Here is an 11624-nt window from a genome sequence, read left to right as displayed (position 1 = left end):
CGCCAACGCCGTGTTCCAGTGGCTGCCCACGCATCCGGCTGTGTTCCAGCGGCTGATGGGCTTTCTGGCGCCCGGAGGCGCGCTGGCCGTCCAGATGCCGGACAATATGGCCGAGGATTCGCACCGGCTGATGCGAGAAACCGCCGCTGAAATGCCGTTTGCGGCAAAGATGAAAGGCGCGGCGCGCGCGCCGCTGCCGCCGGTTTCATTCTACTATGACCTGTTATCGCCGCTCTCCGACCGGCTCGACATCTGGCACACCATCTACCACCATCCGCTGGCGGACGCCGAAGCGATCGTCGAATGGGTGAAGGCCACGGGATTGAAGCCTTTCCTCGATCCGCTCGATGCGGATGAGTCCAGGATCTTCCTCGACAGCTATACGGCCAAGATCGCCAGGGCCTATCCGAAGACGGCGAGCGGCAAAGTGTTGCTGCGCTTCCCACGTATCTTCATTGTCGCCAAAAGGGCCGGCTAGGAAAGAATTATCCACTTCGCCTGCAGTCGATTGCCGTGGCTTGACCCGGTTTCGCCGTCATGCCCAATTCATCGCGTGGGGCCACGATGGTCGCGTGGCAGGGGGAAATGATGAGTTTCAAAAGATTGCTCTATGGCGGCGGCGTGTGCGCGGTGGTCCTGCTGGCGTTCTCGGTTTCGGCGCAAGCCAAGCGGGCGCGCTGCTTCACGTCGGATGATGGGTATTTCCCGTGCAGCTACCGCGCGACGGATGATGCGGGCAGCTTCCGGATATCGGCGCCGGGCTACCCGACCTACATGCTGGAAATCGACGGGCCAGGCTTTGCCTATGGCTATGTCAATCTTGGTCGCCGCAACGTGCCGCTGCCGGGGCAGTTCGTGCGCAGCCGCGACGACGGTGCCTGCTGGAACAACCCGCAGACCAACACCAAGCTGTGCGCCTGGTGAAATCCTGGTTCAGCCAGGGCTGAACATCTGGTTTAAGCCGGCGTAAACCGGCGGGATGAGAAAAGTGTTGCGCCGAAGCGTTTCGGCGCCCACATGAAGCCGCAACGCCTGCGGATGGGACGGACTGAAACATGCATCGCGTCATCATCAGCGGCATTGGCGCTGAAATTCCCGAAGCTGTCATCACGAATGAAGAACTGGTCGCGAGCTTCAACAGCTGGGTCGACACGGAGAATGCGCGCCGTCAGGGCGCCGGCGAAGCGCTGCTGCAGAAATCCGACAGCGACTTCATCGTCCACGCCTCAGGCGTGAAATCCCGCCATGTCATCGAGCGCGAAGGCATTCTCGACCCGACCCGCATGACGCCGCGCATTCCGGCGCGACCCGACGATGCGCTGTCGCTGGAGGCCGAGTTCGGCATCGCCTCGGCCAGCAAGGCGCTCGACCATGCCGGGCTTGAACCGTCCCAGATCGACCTGATCATCTGCTCGGCCTCGCACCACCAGCGGCCCTATCCGGCGATCGCCATCGAAATGCAGGAAGCGCTGGGCACCACCGGCGCCGGCTTCGACATGGGGCTTGGCTGTTCGTCCGCGGCGGCCGCGCTTCACATGGCGGTCAATCTGGTGCGCTCGGGCGCACACAAGCGCATCCTGGTGACCACGCCGGAAATCATCACCGGACATCTCAATTTCCGCGACCGGCAGACGCATTTCATCTTCGGCGACGCCTCGGTGTCGATGGTCGTGGAGGGGCTCGCCCAAGGCGACAAACGGCCGGGGCGCTTCGAGGTGCTGGACACGCGGCTGTGGACGCAGATGTCGAACAACATCCGGACCAATTTGGGCTACCACACCCGCACCGCCCAGGATGATCCCTACATGATCAATCTGGAAGGCAATCTGATCAAACAGGTCGGCAACAAGGTGTTCAAGGAAGTCACCGTCGCCGGCCAGAAATTCATCGTCGAGTTCCTGGCCGAGCACGGGCTGACGCCGCAGGCGATCCGGCGTTTCTGGCTGCATCAGGCCAATGCGCGCATGAATGCGATGATCCTGAAACTATCGTTCGGCCACGATGTCGATCACGATCGCGCGCCGATGGTGCTGGAGCGGCTGGGCAACACGGCGGGCGCCGGCGCCATCGTGGCGCTGTCGGAGAACCATGCCGACATGAAACCCGGCGATTTCGGCTTGATCTGCGCCTTTGGCGCGGGGTATTCGATAGGCGGCGCGCTCATCCGGATGCTTTAAGCAATGTCACGGTGACGCCGGCCTCAAAGGCCATCCGGCGTTTCGTCCGGTCCGGCGGCTTCGCGCCGCCTTCCACTCCCGCGTTCAACCTGACCCGACCTTCGCACAGCCTGTGTCGGGGGTTTCCCGGCTTGGATCAACGCGATCCCGTTTCTCAGAAAGGAGAGTTCCAATGGTCGATGCCCGATGCAGCTGCGGTGCCCTTACGCTGACACTTTCAGGACCGTCAAAACTGGTCGTCGCCTGCCACTGTCTCGACTGCCAGCGCCGCACCGGCGCGCCCTTCGGCGTCGGCGCCTTTTATCCGGCCGAGGCTGTCACCATCTCTGGCGCCCCGAGGGAATTCACCCGCGATGCGGCAAGCGGCGGCAAGGTGCGCAACTTTTTTTGTCCCGCCTGCGGCTCGACGGTCTATTGGAAAGCCGACAGGCTGCCATCGCTGATCGGTGTTGCGGTCGGGGCGCTGGTCGAACCGGAATATCCGCCGCCCGTCCGGTCGATCTTCGAGCAGTCGAAGCTTGATTGGGTTCAAATCGAGGGTGCCGTCGACCATTTTCGGCAAGGCAGCGCGGCGAAAATATCAGGCTGAGCCGGCGTTCCGACGCACCTTGGCGTGTCAGGCAGGCGTAAAGGGAACCAGCATCGGCACCCGCCGCGCGTAGTCGTCGTAGGCGGGGCCAAGTTCGCCGCGCAAGAAGCGCTCCTCAAGCGTCGCCTTCATGATGATGCCGACGGTGAGCAGTGCAACACCTGCAATGCCCCAGACAGTGCCTTTCGCCAGCATGGTGGCGAGAAGCGCCAGTAGCAATCCTGTGTAGATCGGGTGGCGAACGAGGCCGTAGGGACCGGTATCGACGATGCGGTGGTCTGCCTTGGCGGTGACCGAGGCCGACCACAGCCTGCCCAGATGAATGCGCGCCCACCACGAGAAGATGAGGCCGATGGCGATGAGGGCAATGCAGGCCCAGGCCCCGGCGAGGCTTGGGATCCACAATCTCAGCCTGCCCTCATAGCCGTGCGCCGGGACGAACAGCAGGACTGTGCCGGCTAGCCAGAACACACGGTAACGGACCTCCGCGCCGATGGTGGCGCGTTTTTGAGCCGGATCAGCCCACACGGCGGCTGCAATCCAGGTGACCACCCAGACGAGCCAAAGCAGCGCGATTGCCGTCGCCGGTCGCATGAGAACCTCCACAGTGTCTCGCCAACATGAAAGCGATCAGACGCGGCGGCAATGCGGCACCACTTCCATTTCCGGTAAGAAGATCGTGATCCTTCGCCTTCATTGACCCGCGCCGCTGAACATCCACTGCACACCATAGGCGTCCACCAGCATGCCGAAGTCGGTTCCCCAATATTGCCGCGCCAGGGGCACGCTGACGCGGCCGCCGGCAGCCATGCGGGCAAAAAGCGCGCGCATGGCCACCGGGTCGTCGAACTCCAGCATCATGGCGGAGCCTTTCATCGGCTCCGCATCGTCGTTGTCGGAGGCATGAAACAGCACGCCCGGCCCTTCGAAGCGCGCATGCAGGATTTTTCCGCGCATGGCTTCGGTTCGTACCGGCATGCCGTTGTCGCCCCAGCGCAGCAGGATCGTTCCCCGGCCAAGGCCGCATTGTTCGTAGAAAGCCAGTGCCGGCTCGCAATTGGTGGTGAAGAACAGCGAAGGGGAGAGCCGCATCACGTCTTCGCCATGAAATCAGTGCGCGGCGGCGGTGGCGGCGGCAATCAGCGCGTCGCCGGTAAATTGCCTGTCGCCAATGCCCCAGCCGCCGTCGGGTGCGTTGACGATGTTGATCCAGGTGTTTTCCGGCTTGTGCCCCGGCACGCAGAGTTCAGCGACGATGCCGGCAGCCGTGGTGATGAAGGCGTTGCGGGCCTCGATCGAGCCAAGACCGATGTTGGGCAATTTCAGCTCAACCATCACGACGGGCCTGTTGGCGCCGCCCGCATAGATGTGGCGGGACGGCAGGATGTGGACCGTGCCGCCGACGATGGCGCCGAAGAAGGAATTGCCGGTGGCGCCGGAAGCTTCGATGAGGGCGGCGCTCAGGCGCGGCAGGATCTCGCGCTCTCCGGCCTCTGTCAGGACGCCTTCCGGCGCGGTCACGGTGATGGGCATTAGTCTCTCCTTATCCTCGGGCTGCACGGCCTTGCCGAAAGATCGTCTTCCGGCTTGCCATGTTTCGTATCAATTGTTACGTTATGCTCGCAGGACAAGTCAACAGGTTTCGTATCGATCACTATGGAAAATTTGGAAAGGGCTAGGGGCGGGCGTCCCCGCGCGTTCGACCCCGACCGGGCGCTGGATGCGGCGATGCATCTGTTCTGGCAGCATGGCTATGAGGCGACGTCGCTGGCCATGCTGCGCGAGGCGATGGGGCTGACGCCGCCGCAGATCTACAACGCCTTCACCGACAAGGAGACTTTGTTCCGCAAGGCACTGGCGCGCTACCACGAGACGGAGATCGGCTTTGCGCTGGACGCGCTGAGCGCGCCGGTGCCGACGCACGATGCGATCCGACGGTTGCTGCTCGGCGCGGCGGAGGCCTATTCCAGGCCCGGCAAGCCGGGCGGATGCCTTTTCGTCAGCGGTGCCCTGGCAGCCTCGCCGCAGGCGCAGGCCATCGCGGATGAACTCAAGGGCTACCGCGAGGCGAGCGAGGCGGCGATCGCGCAGCGTCTGGCCAAAGGCCAAGCGGTGGGCGATCTGCCGGAGGGCTTCTCCGTCGAGAGCTTCGCCAAGTATATCGCCGGCGTCATGAACGGCATGTCGATCCAGGCGCGGGACGGCGCATCGGCCGAGGAGTTGCGCATTATGGCCCGAACCGCTCTTGCGGCCTTGCCGCCCGAAGGGCAAAAGCGCGGAGCATGATTGAAGGACGGAACGCCATGCTCGATTTCTTCCCCGAAGCCGAGAAGCCGGTGGAAATCATCCCGGCAAAGAAGCTTTCCGCTCGGGCTGCGGCGCTCTATGTCGCGCCGGGGGATCATTTCCAGACAAGACCAGTGGAGGAATTGCGGCTTGGCTTCGACGGCATATCGGGCGATTTCCACGCTGGCGCAACGCGGCGCTCGGGCGGGCGCGAACCCTGGTATGCGCGCGGCACCGAAATGCGCAACGAGCGGCAGCTGTCGATCGTGGCCGCGGATGAACTGGCCATTGTCGCCGGGCGGATGGGCCTTCCCGAGATCAAGCCGGAGTGGATTGGCGCCAATCTGGTGATCGAAGGCGTGCCGCACCTGTCGATGCTGCCGGCCGGCACGCTGCTGTTCTTCAAGGATGGCGTCACCCTCAAGGTCGACGCGCAGAACGGACCATGCCGAATTGCCGGGCGATCGATCGCCGAAAATGCTGGAATGGCCGACATCGAAGCCGGCGCACTGCTGTTTCCCAGAATGGCCAAACGGCTGCGTGGCGTGGTCGCCTGGGTCGAGAAACCCGGAACGATCAGGGCCGGCGAAGAGATTTCAGCGCGGGTGCCGGAGCAGTGGATTTATCAGGCATAGCCGCGCGGTTGCATCGTGGCCGAAGGGCCACGCCGCTGATGAGCGGCGCAGCAAAATGCCGGGGCCTCAGCCCTTGCGGTTCTTCCTGGCGCCTTGCGCCATGACGGACACGTGGTCCCACTTATCCCACGTGGCGAGGCGGTTGGCGTATTCCTGGCGGATCATCGGCAGGCCGCCGTCGCCGAAGAAAACCCGCAGTGGCGGCTCCGCGGCGTCGACGATGGCCAGCATTGCCGGACCGGTCGCCTCGGGATCGCCGGCGACCGAGTTGGCGCGGCGCTCGGCCATCTTGGCGCGGGCGGGCGCATAGGCCTCCATGGGCCTGGAGACCTTGGCTGACGCGCTGGACCAGTCGGTGGAGAAGCCGCCCGGCTCGACCAGCGTGACATGGATGCCGAATTCCGCGACCTCGATGCTGAGCGACTGGCTGAAGCCTTCCAGCGCCCATTTCGAGGCATGGTAGAGGCCGAGCGAGGCAAAGGCGTTGACGCCGCCGATCGACGAGATCTGGATGATGTGGCCGGAGCGCTGGGCGCGCATGATCGGCAGCACGGCCTGCGTGACCCACAGGGCGCCGAACACATTGGTCTCGATCTGGTCGCGGGCTTCCTGCTCGCTGACTTCCTCTATGGCGCCAAAATGGCCGTAGCCGGCATTGTTGATGACGACGTCGAGCCGGCCAAAGCGCTGGTGCGCCTCGGCGACCGCGGCATCGACGGCTTTCTTGTCGGTGACGTCGAGTTTTATCGCGGCGATGTTGTCGCCATATTTCTCGACCAGATCGGCGAGCGTGCCGGCATTACGGGCGGTCGCGGCAACGCGGTCGCCGCGCGCCAATGCGGCCTCGGCCCAGACGCGGCCAAAACCCTTCGACGATCCGGTGATGAACCAAACCTTGTTTGTCATGATGTGGAATCCTTGCCCCCCGCGGGCACAATTTGGATGAAAGCGGAGGCTTCTCCGCTTTTGGGCATATATCGCCTGCCGCGCGATTTTCCAGAGGGGAGGGGAAGTCTTTTTGAACGAGACGTCCCTTGATCAGGGATAACTCACCTGAGACGACCAGACCGGATCGTCATGCTTTTGCCAGTAGAGCGCCATCAGCCGGCTGGTGACCGACCCGACCTTGCCGTCGGCGATCGGCGCGCCATCGATCTCAGTCACCGGCATGATGCCGCCCGCGGTCGAGGTGACGAAGACCTCGTCGGCCGCCTTGAGTGCGGCAACGCTGACATCGGCGGCCACGGCGACAAGACCTTCTTCGGCGCAGAGATCGAAGACGGTGCGGCGGGTGATGCCGGGCAGCACGCCGATGGCCGGCGTCGACAGTTTGCCGTCCTTGACACGGAAGACGTTGAAGCCCGGACCCTCGGCGACATTACCGTTGAAGTCGAGAATGAGCGCGGTCTCGGCACCGCGGTCATAGGCGTCGTAGAGGCCGCGCACCAGATCGAGCCAATGGTAGTTCTTGATCGACGGATCGACCGAGGCCGGCGGGATGCGCACCTTGTCGCTGATGGCGACGCGCAGGCCGCGCTGCAACTGCTCGGCGTTGGCGACCGAGCCGAACGGCACGGCGAAGGCCATGAAGCGGTTGATCGCCTGGCGCGGATCGCGGCTGAAGCTCGGCGATGCGCCGCGCGTGCACAACATCTCGACATAGGCGGCGCGATGGCCCGAAAGGGCTACGCAATTGTGCAGGATGTCGGCCACGTCATCCCTGTCGAAGGGGATGGTCATGCGCAGTTTTTCGAGCCCGCGGAAGAAGCGGTCGAGATGCAGATCGAGGCGAAAGAAGCGGCCGTTCCAGACATGCACCGTGTCGTAGGTGGCGTCGGAATGCAGGAAGCCCCAATCCAGCACCGACACCTTGGCCTGCGACATCGGCAGGTACTGGCCGTCGAGGAAGGCGATGCCGTCCGGATAGCTGTGCGGGTCGACGTGGCGGTCGCCGACCGTGGGCGGCGGCTTTGAAGCCTGCGTTGCCGTCGTCTGGTCCATCGGGGCCTCCTCGCGCGCAGGGCGGGTCATCAGCCTACCGGCCCCGGACAGAAGGCATAGAGCCAGCCGTCCGGCGCTGTTCGTCCTCCATCACGGTCCAGCCGATACACTGGATGGGAATTGCCTTATAATCATCTGGCTTGGAATGGAGGGGATATGGGCAGGCTTGGGACGGTCATCGCGACCACGATGATTTTCGCCGCCGCTGGCGGGGCCAGCGCGCAATGCGTGAAACAAGGCGACGAACTCTGCCAAAACGGCCAGACCTATCGCTGCGAGAAGACCGGCAGCGAATTGACGCCAATCTTCCAGAACCTGCCTTGCGCGGTCAATGCGCCGGCGCGGATGCTGACGGGCACCTGGGTCGGCAGTGGCCACCAGAGCCCGGCGGGTGACGCCGGCGCCGACTGGTCGATCGCCATGACGATCGGGGATGACGGCGCCTCGATCGATTATCCGTCACTCGGCTGCGGCGGATCGCTGTCGCAGACGTCGAGGGACGAGACGTCCGCGGAATTCCATGAGAGCATCACCTACGGCCAGGACAAGTGCATCGACGGTGGCGACATCACCGTCCGATTCTTCAAGGGAAACCTGTCCTGGACCTGGGTAGGCCAGGCCGATGGCCAGCCTTACAATGCCATCGCCGTGCTGACGCGGCAGTAGCCCCTCATTCGTCGTCGTCGTCGGCGTCGAGCAGGCGTGTCGCGCGCCAGCGGGTGAGCACGATGTTGGTCTGCTCGATGGCGAAGAAGCGGGCGGAGTCGCGGTCGTAGCCCTCGTCCAGCAGCTTTTCATAGTCGGTGTGCATGTGGCGGATGTGCGCAATGGTTGCCAGCCACACGGCAATGCTTGGCGGCAAGGTCTTCATATGCACTGCGCCGGCATCCGCACGGATCTTCTCCATGTCGGCATAGGGCGCCAGCGGCAGAAGTGCGGTCAGCGCCTTGGCGATGGCGCGGCGGCGGCCGGTTGGCGCCGTCATCGCTCCTCGCGTCCTTCGACGGTCGCCTCCGGCATGGCGTCTGTCGAGGCGAAGTAAGGCTTGATGTCGATGACCGGCGTGCCGTCGAGGACGTCGATGGCGTCGAGATCGATGCGCCCGGTGGCGATGTCCACTCCGACGAGCCTTGCCACATGCAGGCCGACCGGGTTCGGGCGGGCAGGGGTACGCAGCCCGAATACGCCTTTCGCTTCAGCCGCATGGCGAGGTTTTTGCACAATCAGATTCCGCGGCGCGTGATGCAGCCAAGACAGGACGATGACATGGCTGGCGCGCTCCAGACCCTGCAAGCCACGGCGATAGGGCGCGTCGATGGTCAGCACCGCCGGCTGTCCGGTCTCGCGCGCGGTGCGCATGTTTTTCGGGCAGCTTTCCCTTGTCACCCAAGGCGAGGCGATGCGGCCGATAAAGACGACTCCGCCATCCGCCGGCATCGCTGCCGGATCCTGGTCCAGCCTCTGCTCGCCTTCGCGTGCCTCGAACATCTCGCGCGGCCTAGTCATTCTACCCATCTCCGAACTGCTGCCTGTCATTGTCCCAGGACCGCTACACATTTTTTGGCGGCACACACCGGAAAATCACGCATGCGGCATTTTCTTGTCCGGAAGCGACATAGCGCTTGCAAGGTTTTAAAAACCGACATAAACATATGTTTATATCTTTTTCAAAGTGAATGCGCTGTGAAGAGAATACGCTGATGCATGTTTCGCTCGACACCATGGTGGATACGCTGAAGGCGGCGGCCGAATCCAGCCGCCTGCGCATATTGGCATTGTTGTCGCGTGGTGACCTCACCGTTTCCGATCTTACCGAAATTCTCGGCCAGTCGCAGCCGCGCGTTTCGCGGCATTTGAAGCTGCTGCTCGAGGCCGGGCTGATCGGCCGCTACCAGGAGGGATCATGGGCCTTCTTCCGCCTGTCGGATGCCGATTCGGCGCGCGACTTCGTCATGAGGCTGGTTTCCAGCATTCGCGGCGCCGATCCGCAGGTCGAGCGCGATCTCGAACGACTGGCCTCGGTCAAGCGCAAGCGGCAGGACCGGGCGGCCGAGTATTTCTCGGTGAATGCCGCAAGCTGGGACCATATCCGTTCGCTGCATGTGCCGGACCGCGCGGTCGAGGCGGCGATGCTGAAGCTGGTTGGCAAGCGGCCATTCCAGTCGATGCTGGATCTCGGCACCGGGACCGGGCGGCTCCTGGAAATCTTCTCGCCGCTCTACCGGCGCGGCATCGGCATCGACATGTCGCGCGAGATGCTGACCGTGGCGCGGGCCAATCTCGACAAGGCCGGCGTTTCGAACGCGCAGGTGCGGCAGGGCGACATCTTCTCGCCGCCGGTCGAGCGCGATGCCTTCGATCTCGTCACCATCCACCAGGTGCTGCACTATCTCGATGATCCGGCCCGCGCCATCCACGAGGCGGCGCGGCTTCTGCGCCCGTCGGGCCGGCTGGTCATCGTCGACTTCGCGCCGCACACGCTGGAATTCCTGCGCGATGAGCATGCGCATATGCGCCTCGGCTTTTCCGACCGGCAGATCGGCGAATGGTTTGCCGAGGCCGGCCTCGATCTCGAGGATGCCCAGGAATTCGAGCCGCGCGGCGGCAACGAGGCCAGGCTCACCGTCAAACTGTGGCTTGGTCGCGACCGGCGCCTGCTGATCGCCGACCCCGCCAATGACAGCCAGCAGACCAAAGCGAATTCGATAGGGGAAATCGCCTGATGAACCAGTTCCGCTTTTCCCGCCGCCCCGACATTGGCGACAAGATCAAGGTTTCCTTCGAGTTCTTCCCGCCCAAGAACGACGAGATGGAGGCGAAGCTGTGGGACACGGTCACAAGGCTGGAACCGCTGAAGCCGAAATTCGTCTCGGTGACCTATGGCGCCGGCGGCTCGACGCGTGAGCGCACGGCGCGCACCGTCGGCCGCATCCTGAACGAGACCAGCCTGACGCCGGCCGCGCACATGACCTGCGTCGATGCTGCCCGTCATCAGGTCGACGCGGTGATCCAGGAATTCGCCGATATGGGTGTGAAGCGCTTCGTCGCCCTGCGCGGCGATCCGGCGGCGGGCGTCGGCACCGCCTACCGTCCGCATCCGGACGGCTACGCCAATGGTGCCGAACTGGTGGGCGCGCTGAAGGACGCGGGCGATTTCGACATCTCGGTTTCGGCCTATCCGGAAAAGCATCCGGAAAGTCCGGACTTCGCCACCGATATCGACATGCTGAAGCGCAAGGTCGACAATGGCGCCACGCGGGCGATCACCCAGTTCTTCTTCGACAACGATCTCTACGAGCGCTATGTCGAGCGGGCGCGCCGCGCCGGCATCTATATCCCGATCGTTCCGGGCATTTTGCCGGTGCATAATTTCACCCAGGTCGCCAATTTCTCGGCGCGCTGCGGCGCGCTGGTGCCGGCATGGCTGGCCGAGCGCTTCGACGGCCTGCAGAATGATCTGCAGACCCATGCGCTTGTTGCATCGGCCGTCGCCGCCGAACAGGTTCTCGACCTGGTCGAGCGCGGGGTGGGCGACTTCCACTTCTACACGATGAACCGCGCCGACCTCGTCTTCGCCATCTGCCACATGATCGGCATCCGCTCGCACGAGGCGGAGGCGGCAGGCTCTGCTGCCGCGTAAGGCTGGGCCAGAAAAGCAAAAGGCCGGGTAAAAACCCGGCCTTTCGAATTGCTTAGACTATCTGGTGCTGGTCTTCCCCGTCTTGGCGGGTTCAGGGAAGGACGCCCATAATGAGGGCGCCGATGAAAGCAAACGCAGCACAAATCATCAATGCGTTGATTGGCCTCGTAAGTCCCATGACATAGCCTCCTCTTAAAGAGCTATGCCTAGGAGTCTAGGTTCATTTGTGCCACAGGCAAGCGGAAAATGTGCTGCATTGCGACGTGATTGTGAAATTTGCGACTCCGGTTTTGCCG

Annotated in this window: 15 protein-coding genes and 1 pseudogene; 9 read left to right on the top strand and 7 right to left on the bottom strand. The window is 63.6% G+C overall.

What is annotated here, in order from left to right; all coding sequences use genetic code 11:
* The 4 genes and pseudogenes from C1D09_RS24060 to C1D09_RS24045 form a co-directional block, all read left to right on the top strand.
* Positions 1–478: pseudogene (locus C1D09_RS24060) on the top strand (trans-aconitate 2-methyltransferase); the annotation flags it as partial.
* A gap of 110 nt (positions 479–588) precedes the next feature.
* Entirely contained in the window at positions 589–924 is a 336-nt protein-coding gene (locus C1D09_RS24055; RefSeq protein WP_143976608.1) for a hypothetical protein, read from the top strand.
* Positions 925–1055: 131 nt separating this feature from the next.
* A complete protein-coding gene (locus C1D09_RS24050) occupies positions 1056–2177 on the top strand; it encodes a beta-ketoacyl-ACP synthase III (protein WP_143976607.1) in 1122 nt (373 codons plus the stop codon).
* A gap of 172 nt (positions 2178–2349) precedes the next feature.
* A complete protein-coding gene (locus tag C1D09_RS24045; protein WP_143976606.1) occupies positions 2350–2766 on the top strand; it encodes a GFA family protein in 417 nt (138 codons plus the stop codon).
* Positions 2767–2793: 27 nt separating this feature from the next.
* Here the strand turns inward: C1D09_RS24045 and C1D09_RS24040 are convergent, their stop codons facing one another.
* The 3 genes from C1D09_RS24040 to C1D09_RS24030 form a co-directional block, all read right to left on the bottom strand.
* Complete coding sequence (locus tag C1D09_RS24040; RefSeq protein WP_143976605.1) at positions 2794–3360, bottom strand: methyltransferase family protein; 567 nt, start codon at positions 3358–3360, stop codon at positions 2794–2796.
* A 99-nt stretch (positions 3361–3459) separates the two neighbouring features.
* Entirely contained in the window at positions 3460–3858 is a 399-nt protein-coding gene (locus C1D09_RS24035) for a VOC family protein (protein ID WP_143976604.1), read from the bottom strand.
* Between the two features lie 18 nt (positions 3859–3876).
* Entirely contained in the window at positions 3877–4299 is a 423-nt protein-coding gene (locus C1D09_RS24030; protein ID WP_143976603.1) for a hypothetical protein, read from the bottom strand.
* Positions 4300–4494: 195 nt separating this feature from the next.
* On the opposite strand from C1D09_RS24030, the gene C1D09_RS24025 reads away from it, so the two are divergent.
* The gene (locus tag C1D09_RS24025; RefSeq protein WP_246135854.1) at positions 4495–5052 is read left to right on the top strand and encodes a TetR/AcrR family transcriptional regulator; all 558 of its coding nucleotides are present in this window, start codon (positions 4495–4497) and stop codon (positions 5050–5052) included.
* Complete coding sequence (locus C1D09_RS24020) at positions 5049–5687, top strand: MOSC domain-containing protein (protein ID WP_246135853.1); 639 nt, start codon at positions 5049–5051, stop codon at positions 5685–5687. The genes C1D09_RS24025 and C1D09_RS24020 overlap by 4 nt, the downstream gene beginning before the upstream one ends.
* 66 nt (positions 5688–5753) lie before the next feature.
* Here C1D09_RS24020 and C1D09_RS24015 read toward each other — a convergent pair whose 3' ends face one another.
* Positions 5754–6593, bottom strand: coding sequence for an SDR family oxidoreductase (locus C1D09_RS24015; RefSeq protein WP_143976601.1), 840 nt, complete (start codon positions 6591–6593; stop codon positions 5754–5756).
* A gap of 132 nt (positions 6594–6725) precedes the next feature.
* On the bottom strand, positions 6726–7688 hold the full coding sequence (locus C1D09_RS24010; protein ID WP_143976600.1) for a D-amino acid aminotransferase: 963 nt from the start codon (positions 7686–7688) through the stop codon (positions 6726–6728).
* Between the two features lie 156 nt (positions 7689–7844).
* On the opposite strand from C1D09_RS24010, the gene C1D09_RS24005 reads away from it, so the two are divergent.
* The gene (locus C1D09_RS24005; protein ID WP_143976599.1) at positions 7845–8354 is read left to right on the top strand and encodes a hypothetical protein; all 510 of its coding nucleotides are present in this window, start codon (positions 7845–7847) and stop codon (positions 8352–8354) included.
* 4 nt (positions 8355–8358) lie between these two features.
* On the opposite strand, the gene C1D09_RS24000 is transcribed toward C1D09_RS24005, so the two are convergent.
* A complete protein-coding gene (locus C1D09_RS24000; RefSeq protein ID WP_143976598.1) occupies positions 8359–8673 on the bottom strand; it encodes a DUF2293 domain-containing protein in 315 nt (104 codons plus the stop codon).
* Positions 8670–9194 (bottom strand): tRNA (N6-threonylcarbamoyladenosine(37)-N6)-methyltransferase TrmO, encoded by a 525-nt coding sequence (gene tsaA, locus C1D09_RS23995; RefSeq protein ID WP_143976597.1) that lies wholly within the window; start codon positions 9192–9194, stop codon positions 8670–8672. Before tsaA ends, C1D09_RS24000 begins: the two co-directional genes overlap by 4 nt.
* 194 nt (positions 9195–9388) lie before the next feature.
* Here tsaA and C1D09_RS23990 point away from each other — a divergent pair, with 194 nt between their 5' ends.
* Positions 9389–10411, top strand: a complete 1023-nt coding sequence (locus C1D09_RS23990; protein WP_143976596.1) for an ArsR/SmtB family transcription factor — start codon at positions 9389–9391, stop codon at positions 10409–10411.
* Positions 10411–11328 carry a methylenetetrahydrofolate reductase [NAD(P)H] gene (gene metF / locus C1D09_RS23985; protein ID WP_143976595.1) on the top strand — a complete coding sequence of 306 codons (918 nt, stop codon included), beginning with the start codon at positions 10411–10413 and terminating at the stop codon, positions 11326–11328. The genes C1D09_RS23990 and metF overlap by 1 nt, the downstream gene beginning before the upstream one ends.
* Positions 11329–11624: the final 296 nt, after the last annotated feature.

The organism is Mesorhizobium intechi (assembly GCF_002879535.1).
In the GTDB taxonomy this organism is placed as follows: Bacteria; Pseudomonadota; Alphaproteobacteria; order Rhizobiales; family Rhizobiaceae; genus Mesorhizobium; species Mesorhizobium intechi.
The sequence above is the reverse complement of the archived record's forward strand: the minus strand, read 5'-3'. Positions and strand labels throughout refer to the sequence as shown.

Bases quoted from the DNA above. Each gene is read 5' to 3' on its own strand.
- C1D09_RS24055 (WP_143976608.1), top strand. From the start codon at position 589: ATGAGTTTCAAAAGATTGCTCTATGGCGGCGGCGTGTGCGCGGTGGTC.
- C1D09_RS24050 (WP_143976607.1), top strand. From the start codon at position 1,056: ATGCATCGCGTCATCATCAGCGGCATTGGCGCTGAAATTCCCGAAGCT.
- C1D09_RS24045 (WP_143976606.1), top strand. From the start codon at position 2,350: ATGGTCGATGCCCGATGCAGCTGCGGTGCCCTTACGCTGACACTTTCA.
- C1D09_RS24040 (WP_143976605.1), bottom strand. From the start codon at position 3,360: ATGCGACCGGCGACGGCAATCGCGCTGCTTTGGCTCGTCTGGGTGGTC.
- C1D09_RS24035 (WP_143976604.1), bottom strand. From the start codon at position 3,858: ATGCGGCTCTCCCCTTCGCTGTTCTTCACCACCAATTGCGAGCCGGCA.
- C1D09_RS24030 (WP_143976603.1), bottom strand. From the start codon at position 4,299: ATGCCCATCACCGTGACCGCGCCGGAAGGCGTCCTGACAGAGGCCGGA.
- C1D09_RS24025 (WP_246135854.1), top strand. From the start codon at position 4,495: ATGCATCTGTTCTGGCAGCATGGCTATGAGGCGACGTCGCTGGCCATG.
- C1D09_RS24020 (WP_246135853.1), top strand. From the start codon at position 5,049: ATGATTGAAGGACGGAACGCCATGCTCGATTTCTTCCCCGAAGCCGAG.
- C1D09_RS24015 (WP_143976601.1), bottom strand. From the start codon at position 6,593: ATGACAAACAAGGTTTGGTTCATCACCGGATCGTCGAAGGGTTTTGGC.
- C1D09_RS24010 (WP_143976600.1), bottom strand. From the start codon at position 7,688: ATGGACCAGACGACGGCAACGCAGGCTTCAAAGCCGCCGCCCACGGTC.
- C1D09_RS24005 (WP_143976599.1), top strand. From the start codon at position 7,845: ATGGGCAGGCTTGGGACGGTCATCGCGACCACGATGATTTTCGCCGCC.
- C1D09_RS24000 (WP_143976598.1), bottom strand. From the start codon at position 8,673: ATGACGGCGCCAACCGGCCGCCGCCGCGCCATCGCCAAGGCGCTGACC.
- tsaA (WP_143976597.1), bottom strand. From the start codon at position 9,194: ATGACTAGGCCGCGCGAGATGTTCGAGGCACGCGAAGGCGAGCAGAGG.
- C1D09_RS23990 (WP_143976596.1), top strand. From the start codon at position 9,389: ATGCATGTTTCGCTCGACACCATGGTGGATACGCTGAAGGCGGCGGCC.
- metF (WP_143976595.1), top strand. From the start codon at position 10,411: ATGAACCAGTTCCGCTTTTCCCGCCGCCCCGACATTGGCGACAAGATC.